Source organism: Thalassococcus profundi, from assembly GCF_003344785.1.
Taxonomy (GTDB): domain Bacteria; phylum Pseudomonadota; class Alphaproteobacteria; order Rhodobacterales; family Rhodobacteraceae; genus Puniceibacterium; species Puniceibacterium profundi.
In genome coordinates this window covers 36966-56400 of sequence record NZ_QPMK01000010.1, presented here as the reverse complement: position 1 = coordinate 56400, position 19435 = coordinate 36966, and the positions used below count along the sequence as shown (strand labels likewise).

Below are 19435 nucleotides of genomic sequence, written 5' to 3'. Positions count from 1 at the left end.
CCGGGCTCAAACGGCCCACCTAACTTGGTGCGCGCCGTCTGTAGTAGGACGGCGCGCATCCGTCGCAGGAATCGCAGCGAAGTGTCGGGAAATCTCCTTCACACGCGCGCTACCTTTCGTCCCTGAACAAACTCCCAGCCGCTCAGCGGCGGACTTTTTCGATTTGCACCGCTCGAGGATACTTTTATGGCCGACACCTACGAGGACACCGCCCAGCGTTCCGAAGTCACGGACCCGGCGACAAATCAAGGTTCCTTCGAAGCGGGGCGCACTGCAATGCGCAACCGCTGGGTTTTGCGGATCGTCGGTATCATCACCCTCGTCGCAGGCCTCGCGGCGCTGGTCATGCCGTTCCTGGGCTCCCTGTCCGCCGCCATCGTGGTCGGCTGGGTGCTGGTCGTGAGCGGGGTCGTCGGGCTTGTGACGGCCTTCAAACGTCACCAGGCTTGGGAGATGGCGGCCGCTTTCGCAATGGCTGTCCTGTCGATTTTCGCGGGCGTGATGATGTTGCTTCAACCTGTGGTCGGGCTTCTTGCGCTGACGACTTTGATCATCGCCTACCTCGGAGCCTCGGGCGCTCTGCGCATCTACTACGGCGCCCGGCTGTGGAGCGACGGCGGAGGCTGGATGGTCGCCGTCGGCGCCTTGTCGGTGCTGTTGGCCGTGCTGCTGTTTCTCGGCCTGCCCGGCAACGCCGCGATCGTGCCCGGGCTGGTGTTGGGTGTCGATCTCGTGTTGTGGGGCGTGATCCTGCTGTCGGCCGCGATCCGCGTGGGGCGTCGGCCTGACACCTTGATGCGCGGTTCCGCACCGCGCGACCGGGTCGAGGGATGAGCGGGATGTCCGGCACCTGCCATCGTCTCGCGGCGGGGATGTCCGCATGACGGACACTCCGCAGGAGGAAAACCGGCAAGACCCCGTGGGCAAGCCCGGAAATGGCAACGACAGCCAGCGGAAATCCGAGGAAGAGACCGTCAGCAGCGTCACGCGCATGAGCGCGCGGCTGATCTACGAGGCCATCCGTCGCGATGGCGAGGAAGAACTCGACCGGCCGAACGTGTCGCTGATCTATTCGGGCCTCGCCGCGGGTCTTCTGATCAGCCTGTCGATCCTGGGCGAAGCCATTCTGCGGTCGCATCTGGACCTCGGCGAGGGGTCCACCTTCCTGATCGAGAATCTTGGCTACTCCTTCGGGTTTCTCGTTGTGATCCTTGGCAGGATGCAGCTGTTTACCGAAAACACGATCACCACGGTTCTGCCGGTCGTGTCGCGCCAGTCGCTGAGCTGTCTCTGGGCGATGGTGCGGCTCTGGGCCATCGTGCTCGCCGCCAACACAGTGGGCGCAATCCTTGCTGCGGGCTTTCTTGCGAAAACCGGCGTGCTGAGCGCCGATCTTTTCGAGGCGTTCACGTCGCTGTCGCATCACGCTGTCGGCATGGGGCCGTGGACGAGCTTCATCAAGGCGATACCGGCCGGCGTGCTGGTCGCGGGAATCGTGTGGATGATGCCTTCGGCGCAAAGCAACGCGTTCATGGTGATCGTCGTCTTCACCTGGCTGATCGCCGCCGGAGATTTCCCGCATATCGTCGCGGGTTCGGTGGAAATGGGCTTTTTGCTCTGGCTCGGCGAACTTGGCCCCATTGCGGCGATTTTCGAGTTCTTCCTGCCGGTTCTGATGGGCAATATCATTGGCGGCACGGCCATCTTTACCCTGCTGGCCTGGGGTCAGGTCAAATACGAGGTCGCGAAGGGCGACAGGGTCTGATGTACCGGATCGGCCCGTCCGTCTGGCGACGCGCGCGCGTTGCGAGCCGTTCGGCATGCGTCCGGTCCGGCACGGCGACACAGCCGTTGATTGTCTAGGGAAATGGTAACTGTTTTGGGAAATGGTGCTCCTGATCGGAAAGAACTGGAACCAAATGCTCTCATCGCTCCTGCGGAGCGACTGCCGCATACAAAGGTTGCGAGAGTTTCGGCATCTTCCTTCGGAAGAGCCAGTGGTGCCCCCACACGGACTCGAACCGCGGACCTACTGATTACAAATCAGTTGCTCTACCAGCTGAGCTATAGGGGCACTGCGCGGGTGAATACTGGCCCGCGCATCTGCGCGCAAGGGAAATTCAGCGGTTGGCGCGGGCCAGGAGCCCGACCGCGCAGAGGCCCACGAGGATGATCAGCAGGGCCGCCGGTGTGGCGCCCGCGATGTTCTCCAGGCTGGCCTGCGAATGCACTCTTGTGGCCAGCGTATCGTAATTGAACGGACGCAAGAGCAGCGTGGCGGGCAGTTCCTTCACGCAGTCGACGAACACCAGCAGCAGGGCCGAGGCGATCGAGGCGCGGATCAGCGGATAGTAGACCGCGCCCAGGGTCTGCCCCTGGTTGCGTCCCAGCGACCGGGCCGCCAGCGCGAGGTTCGGCGACACCCGGCCCATCGCCGCGTCCGCGGCCCCTTGCGCGATGGCGAAGAAGCGCACGCAATAGGCGAGCACCAGCGCGAAGGCCGATCCGGTCATCAGCAGGCCGATGTCGACGCCGAAGGCCCGCTCGACCGTGTCGGCCAGCGCATGGTCCGCGGCGGCCAGCGGGATCAGGATGCCGACGCCCAGCACCGCGCCCGGCGCCGCATAGCCGATGGTCGTCACGGGCAGCAGAAGCCGCGGCAGGGCGCGCCCCGACAGCCGAACGCCGTAGACCAGGAACACACCGCCCAGCACTGTCGCCACGGCCGCGATGCCGCCCACGGTCAGGGTGTTCTGCATCGCCCGCAGCAGCGCCGGATCGGCCCAGCGGGCACCGCTGTCGAAGGCATGGCTCGACAGCACCGCCACCGGCAGGACGAAGCCCGCCGCAAAGGGCAGGGCGCAGAGCGCGCCGGCCAGAAGGCTCGCGGCGCCGGTCAGCGGCTTGCGCGTCACCGGGCGGTGCCGCGAGGACAGGTTGAAGAAGCGCATCTTCCGGCGGCTGGTCTTTTCCAGCATCACCAGCACGATCACCAGCATCAGCACCACCGACGCGATCTGCGCCGCGCCTCCGGCGTTCCCGGCCTGCAGCCAGACCGAGAAGATGCCCGTGGTGAGCGTCTGGACGGCGAAGTAATCCACGGTGCCGAAATCGTTGACCGACTCCATCATCACGATAGCCACTCCGGCGGCAATGGCGGGCCGCGCCAGCGGCAGGCCGACGCGCCAGAACCGCCCCAGCGCGCTCGCGCCCAGCGACTGGGCCACCTCTTCGGCGCTGCCCGACTGTTCGCGGAAGGCCGCGCGCGCCAGCAGGTAGACGTAAGGATAAAGCGCCGCCGCCAGCACCAGCACCGCCGCGCCCATCGACCGGATCTCGGGAAACCGGTAGTCGCGCGCGGACTGCCAGCCGAAGGTGGCGCGCAGAAAGGTCTGCACCGGCCCCGCGTATTCGAGGAAATCCACCAGCGCATAGGCGCCGAGGTAGGCCGGGATCGCCAGCGGCAGCAGCAACAGCCATTCCAGCCAGCGCCGCCCGATGAAGTCGTAACGCGCCACCATCCAGGCGCAGCTTGTTCCGATCACCGCAGCCAGTAGGCCGACCGCGCCCATCAGCACGCCCGTGTTGATCAGGTAGCGCGGCAAGGTGGTCGAGATCAGGTGCGGCCAGATGTTGTCCGACGGGAACAGCGCCAGCCACAGCACCGACAGGATCGGCGCAACGACCAGCGCCGCGATCACCGCCGCCCCCAGCGACCAGGGGCTGGGCAGGATGGGGCGGCGTCGGCCTTGGGCGCCGGGGCTGTCGATTGCGGTCATGGCGGGCCTCTCGGAAACCGGTTTCGCTGCGCGCAAAAGGGCTTATAGTGCGCAGTCGAGGCAACCAAAAGACCCCCAATGCAGGTCATTCTTCACACCGGTGTGCATTGCACGGACGACGACAGGCTTCTCAAGGGCCTGCTGCGCAATGCCGACGCCTTCCGCAAGGACGGCGTGGCGATCCCCGGACCGGGACGCTACCGCAATCTCTTGTCCGAACTGATCAACACGCTGGGCAACAACGCCCCCGCCGACGATGCGCGCGAGATCCTGCTCGACGCGATTCTGTCGGTCGATCCGCACGAGGTCGACAGGCTGGTGCTGAGCCACGAGAACCTGTTTTCCGTGCCCAAGCTGACGCTGGCCGGCGGACGGCTCTACCGAAAGGCCGAACAGCGGATCTGGGCGATGAAGAAGCTCTTTGCCGGCGACGGGATCGAGCTTTTCATGGGGCTGCGCAACCCGGCGACCTTTCTTCCGGCGGTCTATGCCGCCACGCCGCATGCCAGTTTCGACGAGTTCATGTGCGGGATCGACCCGATGCACCTGCGCTGGTCCGACCTCATCCGCCGGTTGCGCGGAGAACATCCCGACATGCCGCTGACGCTTTGGTGCAACGAGGACACGCCGCTGATCTGGGGCCAGATCATGCGCGAGATGGCGGGGATCGAGCTCAATCGCAAGATCGTGGGGTCCTTCGACCTGTTGCAGGAGATCATGGAACCCGAGGGGATGAAACGCTTCCGCACCTACCTCAAGGAGCATCCTCACATCAACGAGATGCAGAAGCGCCGGGTGATGGTGGCCTTCCTCGACAAGTATGCCCGCGAGGACCTGATCGAGGAAGAACTCGACCTGCCGGGCTGGGACGAGACCTATGTCGACATGCTGAGCGAGCTCTACGAGGAAGACATCTACGAGATCGGCCGCATGCCGGGGGTCACGGTTATCGCGCCCTGAGGCGGGTCGGGCGGGCGATCCGCTCCTCCGGCATCGGCACGAGGCTGGCGTCTATCGAGAGAATCGCGTGATCAGACGCGTCTATTCCCCCTTGGGGCTTAATGGGTGTCCGATCTTGAACGCCCGGAACCAGCCCGGACAATCGTCGAGGTTGCCTCCACCCTCCGCACAGCGACAGTTCGGTCCTCCGGCAGAAACTCCGCATCACCGCTCCTGCGCGCCCTTGCCCGACAGTATCTTCTCCCGGAATTTCGCGATGCGCGCGATCCGCGTTTCCGGCTTCCTCGCGCCCGCCAGATTGATGACGTAACTTCTCTGGCGCCCGGGCGTGAGGGCGTGGAACGCCTCGGCCAGTTCGACATCGGCCTCCAGGGCTTCGACGAGTTCGTCGGGCAGATCCGGTGCGGCGGTGGTCCTGGGCGGCCTCTCGCCCTTTTCGGCATAGGTCATCGCCTCACGCAGATACGCAGCGACCGTCGCTTCCCGCGCGGCGACCTGGCCGGTCGCGGTAAAGCGGATGGTGTTGGCGTGTTGCGTGTTGGGTCCAGGTTTCTCCAGCACGCTCTGCGGATCCTTCATCAGCGCGGCGTTGAAGAAACCCAGGACGAAACTGCTCCTTTGGGCGCTCAGAATGGCGATATTCCGTCCTGCGTGCACGTAGCAAGCCTGACCCCATTTGACGGTCTCCTGCAAGCCGACCGACAGGCAGATCGCGCGCAGCTGTCGCAGCCCGTCGCCCCATTGCCGCGCGGAGCACTGCGGCGTGTCGAACCTGGCGCACCGTCCGCATCCCTTGGCGAAGAAGTCTTCGACAACCGTGATCATGATTCGACATTCGCCGTGGTGCCGTGCGATTGCAACGGCGGTGCGCTAAGGCGCCCGCATCCCGACCCCGCGCTTCGCCTCGACCGCTGCCCGCGCCAGCAGCGCCGACGCCGCGACGCCGTCGATCAGCGGCACCCGCGTCCGCGCCTCCAGCGCCGGTTTCAGAGGCGCCATGCCCGCGCAGCCCAGCACCGCGCAGGCCGCACCGTCCTCGCCTGCCGTGGCGTCGATGGTGGCGGCAATCCGGTCCAGCGTCTCGGGCGCGCCCGCGTCGATGGTCAGCACCGGCAGACCGCTCGCCCGGATGGAGGCGCAGTTCTGCGCGAACCCTTGCCGCGAGATGTTCTCCTCGATCACCGGGATCGACACCGGCAGCGAGGTCACGACCGAGAACCGCATCCCCAGCAGCGCCGCCATGACAAAGGACGCCTGGCCGATCCCCAGCACCGGGCAGGCGGCGCGGGCCTGTGCCTCCGCAAGGCCGGTGTCGTCGAAACAGGCGATCACCACCGCATCCGCGCCCGCCGCCTGCGCCGCCTCGAGCCGCGTCAGCATCCCCGGCACCGCCGCGTCACCATCCGCCGCGCCCTCGATGGCCGCAGGGCCGTCCGCGTTGGTCATCCCGGTGATCTCCGCCCCGGGCAGGGCCGCGCGGGCGGTGGCGACGATCCCGTCGGTCATCGCCCGTGTGGCGTTGGGGTTGATGTAGACGATCTTCATTACGCTTTGCCCGCGTCCGACCCCAGCCGCGCGCGCCGCTTGCCCATGATCCAGAGGCCCAGCAGGAAGGCCGCGATGATGGCGAAGGAGAATAGCGTCGTCAGCGTGCCGAGCGCATAGATCACCGGCGTGGTGACATTGGTGGTCATCCCGAAGATCTCCAGCGGCAGCGTGTTGTAGCTGCCCGCGGTCAGCAGCGTTCGGGCGAATTCGTCGTAGCTCAGCGTGAAGCCGAAAAGCGCGACCCCGATCAGCGACGGCGCGATGATCGGCAGCACCACATGGCGGATCGTCTGCCAGGACGTCGCGCCCTGGTCGCGCGCGGCTTCCTCGTAGCTCTTGTCGAACCGGTTGAAGACCGCGAACATGATCAGCAGGCCGAAGGGCAGGGTCCAGGTCAGCTGCGATCCGAAGCCCGATGTCGCCCAGTGGATCTTGAGCCCCAGCTGGTTGAAGATCAGCCCGACGCCCAGCGAGATCAGGATCGACGGGATCACCAGCGACGTGATCGCGGCGTAGAACAGCAGCGCCGACCCGGCAAAGCGCTTGCGGAACGCCAGCCCCGCCATCACCGACACCACGACCGTGGTGACCATGACCATCAGCCCCAACGCCAGGCTGCGGCGGAAGGCGCCCCAGATGTCGCCAACCGCCTGCTGCTCGAAGAGGTCGCGGAACCAGTGCAGCGACACGCCGTTCATCGGAAAGGTCAGACCGCCCTGCGGCCCCTGGAAGCTCAGGATGCCGATGGTCAGGATCGGGCCGTAAAGGAACAGCACGAACAGGCCGAAGAAGGCAGCGAGCACGTAGAAACTGCGTGGGCGTCGTTCCATGTCAGGCTCCTTCGGGGGCGACGGGCTGCGGGATGGTTCGGGCAGGGTTCGGGCGCATCGCTCACAGCTCCTTGCGGATGTTGACGAAGCGCAGGAGGATCGCGATCACGATCATCACCGTGGCCAGCAGCACCACCGCCGTGGCCGCCGCCGAAGGGTATTGCAGCAAGGCGATGTCGTTGGAGATGAGGCGCCCGACATTGGCGCTCTGGCTTCCGGACATGAAACGCACGGTGATGAAATCGCCCATCACCAGCGTCACCACGAAGATCGTCCCGATCATGATGCCGGGCTTGGTCAGCGGCAGGATCACGTGCACCAGCGTCTGGAACCCGCTTGCGCCATTGTCCCGCGCCGCCTCGAGCAGCGCCTTGTCGATCCGCATCATGGTGTTGAAGATCGGCACCACCATGAACAGCGTGTAAAGATGTACGAAGGCCAGCAGCACCGAGAAATCGGAATAGAGCAGCCATTCCAGCGGTTCGTCGATCACCCCCCAGGAGATCAGCGTCTGGTTGGCGATGCCGTTGCGCCCCAGGAACGGGATCCAGGAAATCATCCGGATGATGTTCGAGGTCCAGAACGGGATCGTGCAGACGAGGAACAGCGCCACCTGCATCCCGAGGCTGCGCACATGGAAGGCCAGGAAATAGGCCGCCGTGAACCCGATGACGAGCGTCAGCGCCCAGGTGATGAAGGCGTATTTCAGCGTCGCCCAGAACACCCGATAGGTCACCGGCGAACCGAAAAGGAATTCGTAATTGTCGAACTGGAAGGCCGGGTAGATCGAGAACTCGGTGGCGCCCCAGAAGCTCACGATGACGATCATCACGATGGGGGCGATCAGGAAGGCCAGCAGCACGAGCGCCAGCGGCGCCGCCTCGAGCCATCCCAGCACATGCCGGTTCTTCAGCCGCATTCCGTCACCTCTGTGCTGGCCGGTCCCGCCCGGCCCCTGTCTTCATCTTGCCAATAAACTCTCGGGGGGGTCCGGGGGGCGGAACGCCCCCCGGCCGGTCGCCGCGCGTCACGCGCGGCGACACGGATCAGGCCGCGATGAACTCGTTCCACTTGCGGACCATGTACTGGTTCTCGTCCATCACCGCGTTCCAGCAGGCCACGGCGCCCATGCGCTCTTCGAACGACCCTCCGTCGCGCACCTCGCCGGCCTGGGCCAGCACGTCGCCGGTGGGGCTGGTGATCTCGCCCGTGGCTTCCTTGCCCTCGAACCAGTAGCCCCATTCGTTCTCGGACATGAACTCCTTCGAGGTCTCGGGCACGGCCGAGTAATAGCCCTGCCGCATCAGGTAGCCGCCGACCCAGCCCGAGAGGTACCAGTTGATGTAGTCGTAGGCCGCATCGAGCTCCATGCCCGACAGCGACTGCGACAGGCCGATGCCGCCGCCCCAGGAGCGGTAGCCTTCCTTGAGCGGCTGGTAGACGCAGGGAATGCCGCGCGACTTGACCGCGGTGATGGCGGGCGACCACATCGACTGGATCACCACCTCGCCCGAGGCCATGAGGTTCACGCTCTCGTCGAAGGTCTTCCAGAAGGCGCGGAACTGGCCGTTCTGCTTGGCCTCGGTGAAGATCGCCATCGTCGCGTCGATCTCCTCACGGGTCATGTTGCCCTTGTCGCCGTACTGGATCTCGCCCATGGCCTCGCAGACCATGGCCATGTCCATGATGCCGATGGACGAGATATCGAGGATCGACGCCTTGCCCTGGAATTCGGGGTTCAGAAGCTCGGCCCAGGACTCGATGGGGCGGTTGATCAGATCCGGGCGGATGCCCAGCGTGTCGGCGTTGTAGATCGTCGGGATCAGCGTCATCCAGTTGGTCTGTTCGTCGGCGAAGGTCGTGGCGCCGGGTTCGGGGATGAAGCCCACGGTGTGCGGCGCCGTTCCTTGCGCGATCTCGCTGTCCTCGTTCAGCTTGCCGGATTTGAAGATGCCGACGATCTTGTCGTAGTTGGCGATCCGGCTCACATCCATCGCCTGAAGGTTGCCGGTGGGCCAGACTTTCTTGCAGATCCAGTATTCGATATCGGCGATGTCGAAGCTGTCGGGCTGGGTCGCCGCGCGCTGGGTCACGCTGTCGGAATCGAGCGCCGTCATCTCGAGCGTGAAGCCCAGGTCTTCCTTCACCTTGTTGGCCACGTCGTTGAGGTTGCTGACGCCGGTGCCGAACTGTCGCAGCACGATGTCCTTCGTCTCCTGCGCCCAGAGCATCGGAGCGGGCAGGGCGGAAGCGGCGACGGCGGCGCCACCGGCCTTGAGCAGTGAACGGCGGGAATAGCCGACCTTGGGTTTTGCCATGATCTAAGTCCTCTCTGTCATGTGGTTTTTCTTGGTTTGCGGATGGCCCGGTCAGGCCGTGAGGCGGTGCAGCCGCCCTTCGTCCCAGCTCAGCCGGACGGCGTCGCCGGGGGATTTCGGGGACCCGAAGAACGCGGCCTCGGGGATCAGCGCCAGGATCTCTTCGCCGCTCTCGGTCGTGGCGGTCACTGCGACCGAGGCGCCCTGGTATTCCACCGCCGTCACCGTGGCGGGGGTGCCCGCGTCCGAAAGCGTCACCGCGTCGGCGCGTACCGTCGCCTTGCCCGAGGGCAGGGCGATCACGTTGTGCCCGCCGATGAACCGCGCCACGAACTCGGTACGGGGGGCCGCCCAGACGTCGCGCGCCGGGCCCGCCTGTTCGATCACCGCGTCGTTCATCACCACGATCTCGTCCGCCAGCGCAAGCGCCTCGTCCTGGCCGTGGGTGACGTGCAGGAAGGTGATGCCCAGTTCGCGCTGCAGTTTCTTCAACTCGGACCGCATGCGGATGCGCAGGAACGGATCGAGCGCCGACAGCGGCTCGTCCAGCAGCAGCACCTTGGGTTGCGTGACCAGCGCCCGCGCCAGCGCCACCCGCTGCTGCTGCCCGCCCGAGAGCTGCGCCGGCAGCCGGTCGGCGAGGTGGGTCATGTCCACCAGTTCCAGCAGTTCGTTGGCGCGGGCATGGCGCTTGGTCTTGTCCTCGCCTTTCATCCGCAGCGAAAACGCCACGTTGTCGCGCACCGACAGGTGCGGGAACAGCGCGTAGTTCTGGAACATCATCGCGGTACCGCGTTGCGCTGGGGGCAGGGTCGACACGTCCTGCCCGTCGAGCACGATCGACCCTTCGCTGACGTCCTCGTGCCCGGCGATCATCCGCAGGGTCGAGGATTTGCCGCAGCCCGACGGCCCCAGCAGGCAGACATAGCTGCCCGGTGTGAAGACGTGGTTGAGGTCGCGCACCGCCACCGTGTCGCCGTAGCGCTTGGTCAGGTGCACCAGTTCCAGATCGTATCCCGTGCGCATTTCGCCCCCGCATCGCGTTTGATCGAGAGCCTGCGGTTCCATCCGGCTTCAGGGGCAGAGATTTCGCGCGGCGCGCTTGCGGGAAACACGCATCGCCTCAATTTTCAGCCTTTCCAGCCTCGGTGTGCGCAATTTTCGGCACAAAATTGTATACAATAATGCTGCGGAAAACACCGGGCAGGTGGCGCTTGTGCCTTTCCAATAGAATCGGAAAGACAGATAGTCAGGCGTCCTTGGGATCGGTGCGGTTGGCATGAGCGAGTTTGAATTGAAGTCCTGGACCAGCGAAAGCGTGACCGCGGATCTCGAACGCGCGATCCACGAACACCGGCTGCCGCCGGGCACCAAGCTGGGCGAGGACGAACTGGGCGAAGCCTATGGCATCAGCCGTACCCTCGTGCGCGCGGCGCTTCTGGCGCTGTCGCATCGCCACCTCGTCACGCTGCGGCGCAACCGGGGCGCCTTTGTCGCGCAGCCCTCGGTTCGCGAGGCGCGCGAGGTCTTCGAGGCGCGCGCGCTGCTTGAACCGCGCACGGCGAAATCCGCGGCGGAGCGCATGACCGATGCGGACCTCGCGCTGCTGCACACCAATATCGCCGACGAACACGTGGCCCTCGACGCGGGCGACAACGGGCGGGCACTGTTCCTGTCCGGCCGCTTCCATGTAGAGATTGCGCGGATCGCGGATCAGAGCACCGTGGAAGCGTTCATCTCCGAGCTGATCTCCCGCTCCTCCCTCATCATCGCGCTTTACTGGCGGCGGCGGGCGGCGCTCTGCGAGACGCAGGCGCATCACGCGCTGATGGACGCGTTCGCCGATCGCGACGGGCCGCTGGCCGAGCAGTTGATGAAAAGCCACCTGCTCGATCTTGTCGCCTCGCTCGATCTTCAGAACACCGCGCAACCGCCGGCATCGCTGCGCGAGGCGCTGAACCGATGACGGCGGCCAGCTTTCGGACCGCGACCCTGCCGGAACTGTCGCGGATCCTCGACTGGGCGGCGGACGAGGGCTGGAACCCGGGGATCGAGGATGCGGAGGCGTTCTTTGCCGCCGATCCCGGTGGGTTCTTCGTGGCCGACCATGATGGCACGCCCGTCGCGGCGATTTCCGTCGTGAACCATTCCGACAGCTTCGCCTTTCTCGGGCTCTACATCTGCCACCCCGACTGGCGCGGGACCGGCCTTGGCTTTGCGCTCTGGACCCATGCCATCGCCCATGCCGGGGGGCGCACCATCGGGCTCGACGGCGTGCCCGCGCAGCAGGACAACTATGCGCGCTCGGGGTTTGAACTGGCCGGTCGAACCCGGCGGTTGAGCGGATCGCTGTCGCGCGAGCCGCGCCGACTGGCGCTGGCGCAGGAGCGGGACCTTGAGACCGTCCGCGCGCTCGACCGCGCGGCCAATGGGTTCGACCGGGCGGCTTTTCTGGCGGCGTGGGTGGCCGAGCATCCGACCCGCAAGACGGTTCTGTTGGAGACCGCGGGCCGGGTAACCGGTTTTGCCACCGCGCGCCTGTGCCGCGAGGTCTGCAAGATCGGCCCCATCGTGGCGCCCTCCGACACCGACGCAATGACCTTAGCGGGTCAGGCCTCGGCGGCGCTGGGCCAGACCGACATCAGCATCGACGTACCTATGGGCCAGCCGGACTTTGCCCGGATGCTCGAAGCGCGCGGGTTCCAAGAGGGCTTTGCCACGGCCCGCATGTATCGCGGTCCGGCGCCGGCAGTCGATGCGACGCTCAAGGCCATCGCCACAATGGAACTGGGGTAGAGGTCCACACGGGCGGATCGACGGTTTGGGGTGTCATTGCGGTGGCGGGCGGCGCCGCCATCGCAAGCATTATTCCGCCGGGGTCGGTGCGGCGCCGTCCACGCGATCCTTCGATCTTTCGGGCTCGCGGTCCCGTTGCAGCAGGTCATAGAGCACCGGCGTCAGGAACAGCGTCAGCACCGAGGCCGCCATGAACCCGCCGATGATCACAAGACCGATGGAGAACCGGCTTTCGGCTCCGGCACCGCTCGACAGCACCAGCGGCACGGCGCCCAGCACCGTCGACAGCACCGTCATCAGGATCGGCCGCAGGCGCACGGTTGCCGCTTCGATCACCGCCTCGCGCAGGGGCTGGCCCTGGTCGCGCAGCTGGTTGGCGAACTCCACGATCAGGATGCCGTTCTTGGCCATCAGCCCGATCAGCATGACCATGCCGACCTGGGTGTAGATGTTCACCGCCTCGCCCAGCACGAAGAGCGTCAGCAGGGCGCCGGCCACGGCCAAAGGCACCGACAGCAGGATCACCACCGGCTGCACGAAGCTTTCGAATTGCGCGGCAAGGACCAGGAACACCACCAGCAGCGCCAGGGCAAAGGTCGTGACGATCCCGCCCGAGGTTTCCTGGAAACTTTCGGCCTGACCGGAATAGAAGATCTGCATCTGCGGCGGCAGGTCTTCTGCCAGCCGTTCGACCGTGGCGATGGCCGACCCGAGGTCGACGCCGCTGGCGAGCGAAGCCGAAATCTCGACCGAAGGCTGCCGGTTGAAACGGTTGTAGGCGGCGACCGAGGCGCGGCGTTCCAGCGTCACCAGCCCGTCCAGCGGCACCAGTTCGCCATTTTCGGCGCGCACGTTGATGCCGCGCAGGTCTTCGGCGGCGGCTCGGCGTTCGTCGGGCGCTTGCAGGATCACCGGGTACTGGCGGTCCTGCGAGATGAACTCGGTGACTTCCGCCGAGGCAAAGAAGGTTCGCACCGCGTCCGAGATCGCGCGCGCGTCGACGCCGATCTCGCGCGCCATGGCGCGGTTGACCTTGATGTCGTAGCCCGGCGTGTTTACGTCATAGGCGCGGCGCACACCGACGATGTCGCCGTTTTCACGCAGTGCCTGTTCGAGCTGTTCGGAATACTCGGCCGCCTGATCGAAGCTGGGCGCGGTCACGATCACTTCGAGCCCCGATCCGCCACCCGCGTCCAGCCCCGAAGGCGCAAAGCTGCGCACGCTGGCCAGGGTGATCCCGGCGAATTGCGGACGCAACTCTTCCAGCACGTCCCGCGGGCCCATGTCCCGCTCGCCCCAGGGTGCCATGGTGGCGACGAGGAAGGCCCGCCCGGTCTCGCCGTATTGCCCGACGATGCCGATCACATCCTCGACGATGCCGTCCTCCTGATAGGGCGCGATCATTTCCTCGACCTGCTTCACGGCCACGTCCGTCAGCCCCAGTGCCGACCCTGCGGGGGCCTGCACGGAAACGAAGAAGATGCCGCGATCCTCGTTCGGAGTGAGCTGCGACGGCAGCTGCTGGTACAGCGTCCAGGACATGCCCGTCAGGCCGGCCGCGATGCCGAGCACCAGCAGCGGCGCGCGGATCGCCCGCGTCAGCAGCGCACGGTAGCCGCGTGACATGCGTTCGTTGATCGAATGCACGATCCGGGCAAAGCGGCTCTTGTTCATGCCCTTCTTGAGCACCAGCCCCGCGATCACCGGGCAGAGCGACAGCGCCACGAAGGTCGACAGCGCCACGGCGATGGCGAGCGTGATGCCGAACTCCTGGAAGAGCTTGCCGATCTCGCCTTCGAGAAAGGACAACGGCACGAAGACCGAGATCAGCACCGCCGAGGTCGACACCACGGCGAAGAACACCTGATTGGCGCCGGTGCGCGCGGCCTCTTTCGGGTCCTCGCCGTCCTCGACCTTGCGCTCGATGTTCTCGAGCACGACGATGGCGTCATCGACCACCAGACCAATGGCGAGGATCAGCGCGAAGAGCGTCAGGATGTTGATCGAAAAGCCCACAAGCGCGATCCCGGCGCAGGCCCCCAGCAGCGCGATGGGGATGGTGACCGCGGGCACGATGGTGGCGCGCACCGAGGTCAGGAAGACGAAGATCACAGCCACCACGATGGCGACCGAGATGGCGAGCGTCGTGAGCACCTGGAAGATGGAATTGCGGATGAAATCAGCGTCGTCCGATGTGATCTCGAGCGACGTGCCGCCGGGCAGGTCGGTCTGGATATCGGCCAACTCTTCCTTCACGGCGGCAGAGATGTTGAGCGTGTTGGACGAGGACTGGCGCAGGATGCCGATGCCGATGGCCGTTTCGCCGTTGGCGCGGAACAGGCTGTCGTCGGATTCGGTGCCGATCTCGACCCGTGCCACGTCGCCCAGGGTGATGCGCCCGGCTTCGGTGTTGGTGACGATGAGGTTCCGAAAATCCTCGACGCTCGACAGCCGGGTTTCGGTGCGCAGCAGGTAGGTGCGCGAGTCGCTTTCGATCTGGCCCGCTGGCAGTTCGAGGTTATTGCCGCGCAGCGCTTCGGCGACTTCGGTGGTGGTGACGCCGCGCGCCGCCATCTCTTCGGGTTGCAGCCAGACGCGCATTGCATAGGGCCGGTCGCCGTAGATCTGCGCCGCGGCCACGCCGCTCAGGGTTTCCAGCCGGTCGACCACGAAGCGGTCGGCATAGTCGGTGAGTTCAGGCGCCGACATGTTGGACGAGGTCATGGTCATCCAGATGATCGGATCGCCCTGGCTGTCGTTCTTCTCCACCTGCGGCTCATCCGCCTCTTCGGGCAGGTCGCCGGTCACCGCCTGCACGGCGGCGCGCACGTCCGACGCGGCCTGGTCGACGTCGCGCCCCTGCTGGAAGGTGATGACTGTGCGCAGGCCGCCCAGCTCGGATTCCGTCGATACCCGGTCGATACCGGCAACGGTGGAAATGGCGCCTTCGATCACGCTGGCCAGTTCGCTGTCGACCACGCCCGGCCCCGCGCCGGTGTAGCCGACGCTGACCGTGACCTGCGCGGTCGAGGTGTTGGGCAGTTCCCGCACCGGCATCCGCGTCAGCGCCGCGATGCCCAGCACAACGATCAGGATCGACATCACGGTCGCGAGCACCGGGCGGCGGGTGCAGAGATCGGGAAGCGTCATTGTAGCGCCTCCGTGGCCACGTCATCTTCCACCTCGACCGGGGCGCCGTCGCGCAGCTGGTCCCAACCGCTGACGACGACCTGCATGTCGCCGTCGAGCCCCTCGCGCACTTCGGTCAGCGGTCCGAGCGAACTGCCCGTGACGATATCGCGGCGGGACGCGGTGCCATCGGCGACGGTGTAGACATAGGTGGTGAGCCCCTCGCTGATGATCGCGTCGTCGGGGATCGCCAGACCTTCGTAGGTGTCGAGCACAAGCCGCGAATTAGCGAACATGCCGCCCACCAGCCGGCCGTCGTCATTGGCGATCTCGGCGCGGATCTCGAAACTGCGGGTGCCAAGGTCGATTTCCGGCGCGCGGAAGGTCACGGCGCCTTCGAACCGGGTGTCGGGATAGGCGGGCAAGGTGATCTCGACCCTCTGGCCGGCCTCGACACGCTGGAAATAGCGCTCTGGCAGGGTGACCGACACCTCGACCGCCGTGAGGTCGGACAGGCGCGTCACCGGATCGCTGCCGTTCAGGACCGCGCCCGGTTCGGTGTCGATCACGCCCAGCGTGCCGGCGAAGGGGGCGGTCACGCTGCGGTCCTCGAGATCGGCACGGGCCATCATGATCGCCGCTTCGGCCCGGCGGAACGCGCCGCGCGCCTCTTCCAGCTGTGCCTCGGCGGCGGCGTTGCTGTCCTCGAGCTGCTGGAAGCGGCGGTACTCTTGCTCGGTCTCGGCCAGCGTCGCCTCGGCTTCGGCCAGCGCGGCGCGCGCCGCGCGGTCGTCGAGCTGGATCAGCAGATCGCCCTCGGCCACTGCCGCGCCGGACTCCACCGGCACCTGCGTGACGCGGCCTCCGGATTCCGGCACGATCTCGACCGACCGGATCGGGCGCAGCGTGCCGACGGCTGAGATCGCTTCTTCGACCGTTTTGGTCTGCGGCGATGTCACCCCGACCCGCGTCGGCTGTTGTTCGCCCCCTTCTTCGCCGGAACCGCCGTCGTCGCGCGCGACCAGAGCCGCCGTGCCGAAGACGCCAATCATGGCAAAAACCGCCACGACAACGAGACCGAGAATGATTTTTAAGACCCTGCTCACGGCGCACCTTATCTTATTGCACCCGGAAAAGGTAGCCGCACCGCGGGTTTATCAACTTTTCAATCGGGTCGAAGATTGCCCAGCCAAATTGGAGGGAAATCAAGGTGTTGTTTTCAATGGAATTACGCGCGTCAATTCCGCCGGATCAGATTTTCGTCAGAACTGTTTCCCGCCGCCAATTCCCGGGAAATGACCTCAGCGGTGACCGACCCAGCCACGGTCGTCGGTAAATGCCCGTGCGGGGCTGACCGAAACGGGCCCATACCCGGCAGGCAAATCCCCGAGCGGCGCCAGCGGCCTGTCGGAGGCCGCCATCAGGATGTTGGCCCGGCCGCGCGAACTGACCGGGCCCTGCACGGTCTCAACATGCGGGTAAAGCTGGGTGAGGATGGCATGAATCCCGCGGGCCAGCGGCCCGTCGGGCGTGTCGATCAGGTTCACGTAGACCGGCCCGTCGACGATCTCGCGCAGGCGCGTGTAGGTCTCCATCGTCGCCAGGTGCGCGGGCACCGAGCCCGAGGAAAACGCATCCATCACCGCCGCGTCGAAACGGCGACCGGTTTCGTTGAGAAAAACACGCCCGTCCGCATGCACGATGCCAAGCCTGTTTTCGGGGTCCGGAGCGCCCGGTCCCGCGACCTCGGCGGCAAAGCCGGTCGTGTCGATCATCTCCGCGGCCCGCGGCAGGTTTTCCCGCACGACGCGGGTGATCAGCGGGTCGATCTCGACCGCGATGGCTCGCGCCGTGGGCCGCGACTGTAAAAGCTGGGTGGGCAGGGTGTAGCCGCCGCCGCCGATGAACAGCACCTCGGGCGACGGACCCAGGTCGCGGTCCATCCGCGACCAGATCCAGCGCGTGTAAGGCATGATCGGCAGTTGCGACGTCTGATCGGTTCCGGCGGCGGGGACGCGGCGCTCGGCTGCCTGCTGGGTGCCGTCGGAATAAAGATAGACGGCGCTGCCCTGCCGCGCGACGTCGATGCACGAGAGTCCGGATTCGTAGCGGCAGACCGATCCGCTCGCCAGACAGACTACAACCGCCACGGCCCCCACGCCCATCGAGGATTTGAATTCTGGACTCGTGTCCCGCAGCTCTGCGCGGCCGTCCGGTCCCGCCCGTACGCCGAAGACGCAGATCAATGCCGCCGCGCCACATCCGGCGAAGGTCGCGACCGATCCGACCAGCGGCAGGGTGACGAAGCCGGCGAGGATCGCGCCGAAGATCGCCCCGAGCGACCCCGCCGCCAGCACCAGGCCAAGCGACGAGCCCTCGCGCCCCGGTCGCGCCTCCACCGCCAGCTTGGCGAGGAACGGCGAGGGGAAGCTGACCAGCACCGAGGCCGGGAAGAATGCCACGAACACCGCCAGAAGCATCCCGCCCGTGCCCCGGGCGCCCATCGAATAGATCATCGCAAGCACCGACGGCGACAGCGCCATCAGGATCGCCGTGGCCACCAGCGCCTTTCGCACGGTCGCGGCGGCGGCGCGGCGCTCCTTTTCGGCGGTCAGCCCGCCCAGGGCGCTGCCCAGGGAGAACCCGGCGAGGATCGTCGCGATCACCGCGGTCCAGGTCAGCAGCGAGGTGCCGAAGAACGGCGCCAGCACCCGGCCCGCGGCGATCTCGTAGGTCAGCCCGAGAGCCGACAGGACGGTGATCAAGGCGATCAGGACCCAGAACCGCATGTAACTTTCTCCGGCCTTGCAGGTGACGTGCCGCGCCTGCCTGCCACGAATGGCGCGCCGATGCCATGGCCCGGGCCTCCGCCGGCGATCCTTCGCGCGGCCTTACGGCACCGCCTTTGGCAAACCGGCGGAAAAACGTCGGTTGGGGAAGACCCTAGTTGCCGACCGCAAGGTCGAGAAAACAGCTTTGCCCCGCAAGGATCGCGCCGTCCGGGTTGGCCAGGTCAAGCCTGACGCCGAAGGTGCCCGTGGCCGCGTCGAGCACCGGGTCGATCACCCGCACGACCGCTTCGTGTGTGCCGCCGGTTTCAAGCGTCACGGTGGCGGTCTGACCGACGGCCAGTTCGGCGCGGCGGGAGGCGGGCAGATAGGCGTCGACGTGCAGCGGGTCGATGCGGGCCACGGTGACGATTGTGCCCTGTTCATTGTAAAGCTCGCCCGCAGAGATCGCGCGATCCGTCACCACGCCGTCGAAGGGTGCGCGCACCCGCTTGCGCTCCCGTGCCGCAAGGGCGGCCTGCAATTGCACCTCGGCCACTTCCATCTGGTAGAGCGCATCCTCTTCCTCGAGTCGCGCGGACCGCGCTTCGAGAGCCGCGGCCTCCTGTTCCGATTTCGGCACGAGCTTGCGTTGGACCAGCGTCGTCAGGCGCTCGGCGTTCAGCTCGGCGGTTTCTGCGCGCGCGCGCGCGAGGCGCACGGCCACGTCCGATCCGACGCGCAGACGCGCCAGATCGACTTGCATGTCTTCCTCGGACGCTTCGAGTTCCACCAGCACCTGGTCGCGCGTCACGCGGTCGGCGCGGTCGACATGGACCTGCGCCACCACGCCCCGCCCGGCGGCGCCGACCTGGGCGACCTCGCTCGCCTGTACGAGGCATTCGGAGACCTCCTGAGATGCAACCAAAGCGGGTATCGAAATGGCAATTCCCGCCAAAGCTGTGCGAAAATGATGGAGAGTCAGGGGCATTGTGTAATTTCGGTCCATTATGTCGCAAAACATTGCCCGAACCTTAGCAACGATGCTAGCTTGACCAAAGAATTAAAGACGTAGGGTGGAATCGGTTTCCAGCAAGCATTTTGAGTCCGGAATTATTGGGCGTTGCGCGAACCGGTTTCGGGTTTGAAATCGTGGGGATAATATGCGCGGACGCGTAATTTCCTTTGGCGCCTGTTTCGGGCGTCCTCCCGACAGGTGACGGGTTTGTTCCCCCGCCGGGTTCACGAAGCTCCGGACACGGTCCGAAGCCAGTCCGCTACGCGACCGGCGGCCGTCCTGCCGACCC

Annotated in this window: 17 protein-coding genes and 1 tRNA gene; 6 read left to right on the top strand and 12 right to left on the bottom strand. The window is 66.1% G+C overall.

Translation table 11 applies throughout. From position 1 onward, the window contains the following. Positions 1–186: 186 nt before the first annotated feature. Entirely contained in the window at positions 187–834 is a 648-nt protein-coding gene (locus DU478_RS13430; protein WP_114511484.1) for an HdeD family acid-resistance protein, read from the top strand. A 46-nt stretch (positions 835–880) separates the two neighbouring features. Continuing rightward, complete coding sequence (locus DU478_RS13425) at positions 881–1765, top strand: formate/nitrite transporter family protein (RefSeq protein ID WP_114511483.1); 885 nt, start codon at positions 881–883, stop codon at positions 1763–1765. A gap of 233 nt (positions 1766–1998) precedes the next feature. Here DU478_RS13425 and DU478_RS13420 read toward each other — a convergent pair. Then, positions 1999–2074 (bottom strand) — tRNA-Thr (locus DU478_RS13420). A gap of 46 nt (positions 2075–2120) precedes the next feature. Continuing rightward, positions 2121–3779, bottom strand: coding sequence for an ABC transporter permease (locus DU478_RS13415; protein WP_114511482.1), 1659 nt, complete (start codon positions 3777–3779; stop codon positions 2121–2123). Between the two features lie 78 nt (positions 3780–3857). On the opposite strand from DU478_RS13415, the gene DU478_RS13410 reads away from it, so the two are divergent. Beyond that, a complete protein-coding gene (locus tag DU478_RS13410) occupies positions 3858–4739 on the top strand; it encodes a hypothetical protein (RefSeq protein ID WP_114511481.1) in 882 nt (293 codons plus the stop codon). A 204-nt stretch (positions 4740–4943) separates the two neighbouring features. On the opposite strand, the gene DU478_RS13405 is transcribed toward DU478_RS13410, so the two are convergent. The 6 genes from DU478_RS13405 to DU478_RS13380 all read right to left on the bottom strand — a co-directional run bounded on the left by DU478_RS13405 (position 4944) and on the right by DU478_RS13380 (position 10461). Continuing rightward, positions 4944–5564, bottom strand: coding sequence for a YdeI/OmpD-associated family protein (locus DU478_RS13405; protein WP_114511480.1), 621 nt, complete (start codon positions 5562–5564; stop codon positions 4944–4946). A gap of 45 nt (positions 5565–5609) precedes the next feature. Continuing rightward, positions 5610–6284: an aspartate/glutamate racemase family protein gene (locus DU478_RS13400; RefSeq protein WP_114511479.1), complete on the bottom strand. Its 675-nt coding sequence runs from the start codon at positions 6282–6284 to the stop codon at positions 5610–5612. After that, on the bottom strand, positions 6284–7117 hold the full coding sequence (locus tag DU478_RS13395) for an ABC transporter permease (protein WP_114511478.1): 834 nt from the start codon (positions 7115–7117) through the stop codon (positions 6284–6286). The genes DU478_RS13400 and DU478_RS13395 overlap by 1 nt, the downstream gene beginning before the upstream one ends. Positions 7118–7178: 61 nt before the next feature. Continuing rightward, positions 7179–8036, bottom strand: coding sequence for an ABC transporter permease (locus DU478_RS13390; RefSeq protein WP_114511477.1), 858 nt, complete (start codon positions 8034–8036; stop codon positions 7179–7181). 127 nt (positions 8037–8163) lie between these two features. After that, positions 8164–9435: an ABC transporter substrate-binding protein gene (locus DU478_RS13385; protein ID WP_114511476.1), complete on the bottom strand. Its 1272-nt coding sequence runs from the start codon at positions 9433–9435 to the stop codon at positions 8164–8166. A 51-nt stretch (positions 9436–9486) separates the two neighbouring features. Beyond that, positions 9487–10461, bottom strand: coding sequence for an ABC transporter ATP-binding protein (locus DU478_RS13380; RefSeq protein WP_114511556.1), 975 nt, complete (start codon positions 10459–10461; stop codon positions 9487–9489). A gap of 253 nt (positions 10462–10714) precedes the next feature. Here DU478_RS13380 and DU478_RS13375 point away from each other — a divergent pair, with 253 nt between their 5' ends. Beyond that, positions 10715–11401, top strand: coding sequence for a GntR family transcriptional regulator (locus DU478_RS13375; RefSeq protein WP_114511475.1), 687 nt, complete (start codon positions 10715–10717; stop codon positions 11399–11401). Next, complete coding sequence (locus tag DU478_RS13370) at positions 11398–12231, top strand: GNAT family N-acetyltransferase (protein ID WP_114511474.1); 834 nt, start codon at positions 11398–11400, stop codon at positions 12229–12231. Before DU478_RS13375 ends, DU478_RS13370 begins: the two co-directional genes overlap by 4 nt. Before the next feature lie 69 nt (positions 12232–12300). Here DU478_RS13370 and DU478_RS13365 read toward each other — a convergent pair whose 3' ends face one another. Next, positions 12301–15381, bottom strand: a complete 3081-nt coding sequence (locus tag DU478_RS13365) for an efflux RND transporter permease subunit (protein WP_114511473.1) — start codon at positions 15379–15381, stop codon at positions 12301–12303. Continuing rightward, positions 15378–16412 (bottom strand): efflux RND transporter periplasmic adaptor subunit, encoded by a 1035-nt coding sequence (locus tag DU478_RS13360; RefSeq protein WP_147276345.1) that lies wholly within the window; start codon positions 16410–16412, stop codon positions 15378–15380. The genes DU478_RS13365 and DU478_RS13360 overlap by 4 nt, the downstream gene beginning before the upstream one ends. Before the next feature lie 31 nt (positions 16413–16443). On the opposite strand from DU478_RS13360, the gene DU478_RS22690 reads away from it, so the two are divergent. After that, positions 16444–16659 (top strand): hypothetical protein, encoded by a 216-nt coding sequence (locus DU478_RS22690; protein ID WP_147276344.1) that lies wholly within the window; start codon positions 16444–16446, stop codon positions 16657–16659. Between the two features lie 2 nt (positions 16660–16661). Here DU478_RS22690 and DU478_RS13355 read toward each other — a convergent pair whose 3' ends face one another. Together DU478_RS13355 and DU478_RS13350 are read right to left on the bottom strand one after the other, a co-directional pair. After that, on the bottom strand, positions 16662–18149 hold the full coding sequence (locus tag DU478_RS13355) for a fused MFS/spermidine synthase (protein WP_114511471.1): 1488 nt from the start codon (positions 18147–18149) through the stop codon (positions 16662–16664). 154 nt (positions 18150–18303) lie between these two features. Further along, entirely contained in the window at positions 18304–19056 is a 753-nt protein-coding gene (locus DU478_RS13350) for an efflux RND transporter periplasmic adaptor subunit (RefSeq protein WP_158545781.1), read from the bottom strand. Between the last annotated feature and the right edge of the window lie 379 nt (positions 19057–19435).

Bases quoted from the DNA above. Each gene is read 5' to 3' on its own strand.
- DU478_RS13430 (WP_114511484.1), top strand. From the start codon at position 187: ATGGCCGACACCTACGAGGACACCGCCCAGCGTTCCGAAGTCACGGAC.
- DU478_RS13425 (WP_114511483.1), top strand. From the start codon at position 881: ATGACGGACACTCCGCAGGAGGAAAACCGGCAAGACCCCGTGGGCAAG.
- DU478_RS13415 (WP_114511482.1), bottom strand. From the start codon at position 3,779: ATGACCGCAATCGACAGCCCCGGCGCCCAAGGCCGACGCCGCCCCATC.
- DU478_RS13410 (WP_114511481.1), top strand. From the start codon at position 3,858: ATGCAGGTCATTCTTCACACCGGTGTGCATTGCACGGACGACGACAGG.
- DU478_RS13405 (WP_114511480.1), bottom strand. From the start codon at position 5,564: ATGATCACGGTTGTCGAAGACTTCTTCGCCAAGGGATGCGGACGGTGC.
- DU478_RS13400 (WP_114511479.1), bottom strand. From the start codon at position 6,284: ATGAAGATCGTCTACATCAACCCCAACGCCACACGGGCGATGACCGAC.
- DU478_RS13395 (WP_114511478.1), bottom strand. From the start codon at position 7,117: ATGGAACGACGCCCACGCAGTTTCTACGTGCTCGCTGCCTTCTTCGGC.
- DU478_RS13390 (WP_114511477.1), bottom strand. From the start codon at position 8,036: ATGCGGCTGAAGAACCGGCATGTGCTGGGATGGCTCGAGGCGGCGCCG.
- DU478_RS13385 (WP_114511476.1), bottom strand. From the start codon at position 9,435: ATGGCAAAACCCAAGGTCGGCTATTCCCGCCGTTCACTGCTCAAGGCC.
- DU478_RS13380 (WP_114511556.1), bottom strand. From the start codon at position 10,461: ATGCGCACGGGATACGATCTGGAACTGGTGCACCTGACCAAGCGCTAC.
- DU478_RS13375 (WP_114511475.1), top strand. From the start codon at position 10,715: ATGAGCGAGTTTGAATTGAAGTCCTGGACCAGCGAAAGCGTGACCGCG.
- DU478_RS13370 (WP_114511474.1), top strand. From the start codon at position 11,398: ATGACGGCGGCCAGCTTTCGGACCGCGACCCTGCCGGAACTGTCGCGG.
- DU478_RS13365 (WP_114511473.1), bottom strand. From the start codon at position 15,381: ATGACGCTTCCCGATCTCTGCACCCGCCGCCCGGTGCTCGCGACCGTG.
- DU478_RS13360 (WP_147276345.1), bottom strand. From the start codon at position 16,412: ATGATTGGCGTCTTCGGCACGGCGGCTCTGGTCGCGCGCGACGACGGC.
- DU478_RS22690 (WP_147276344.1), top strand. From the start codon at position 16,444: ATGATTTTTAAGACCCTGCTCACGGCGCACCTTATCTTATTGCACCCG.
- DU478_RS13355 (WP_114511471.1), bottom strand. From the start codon at position 18,149: ATGCGGTTCTGGGTCCTGATCGCCTTGATCACCGTCCTGTCGGCTCTC.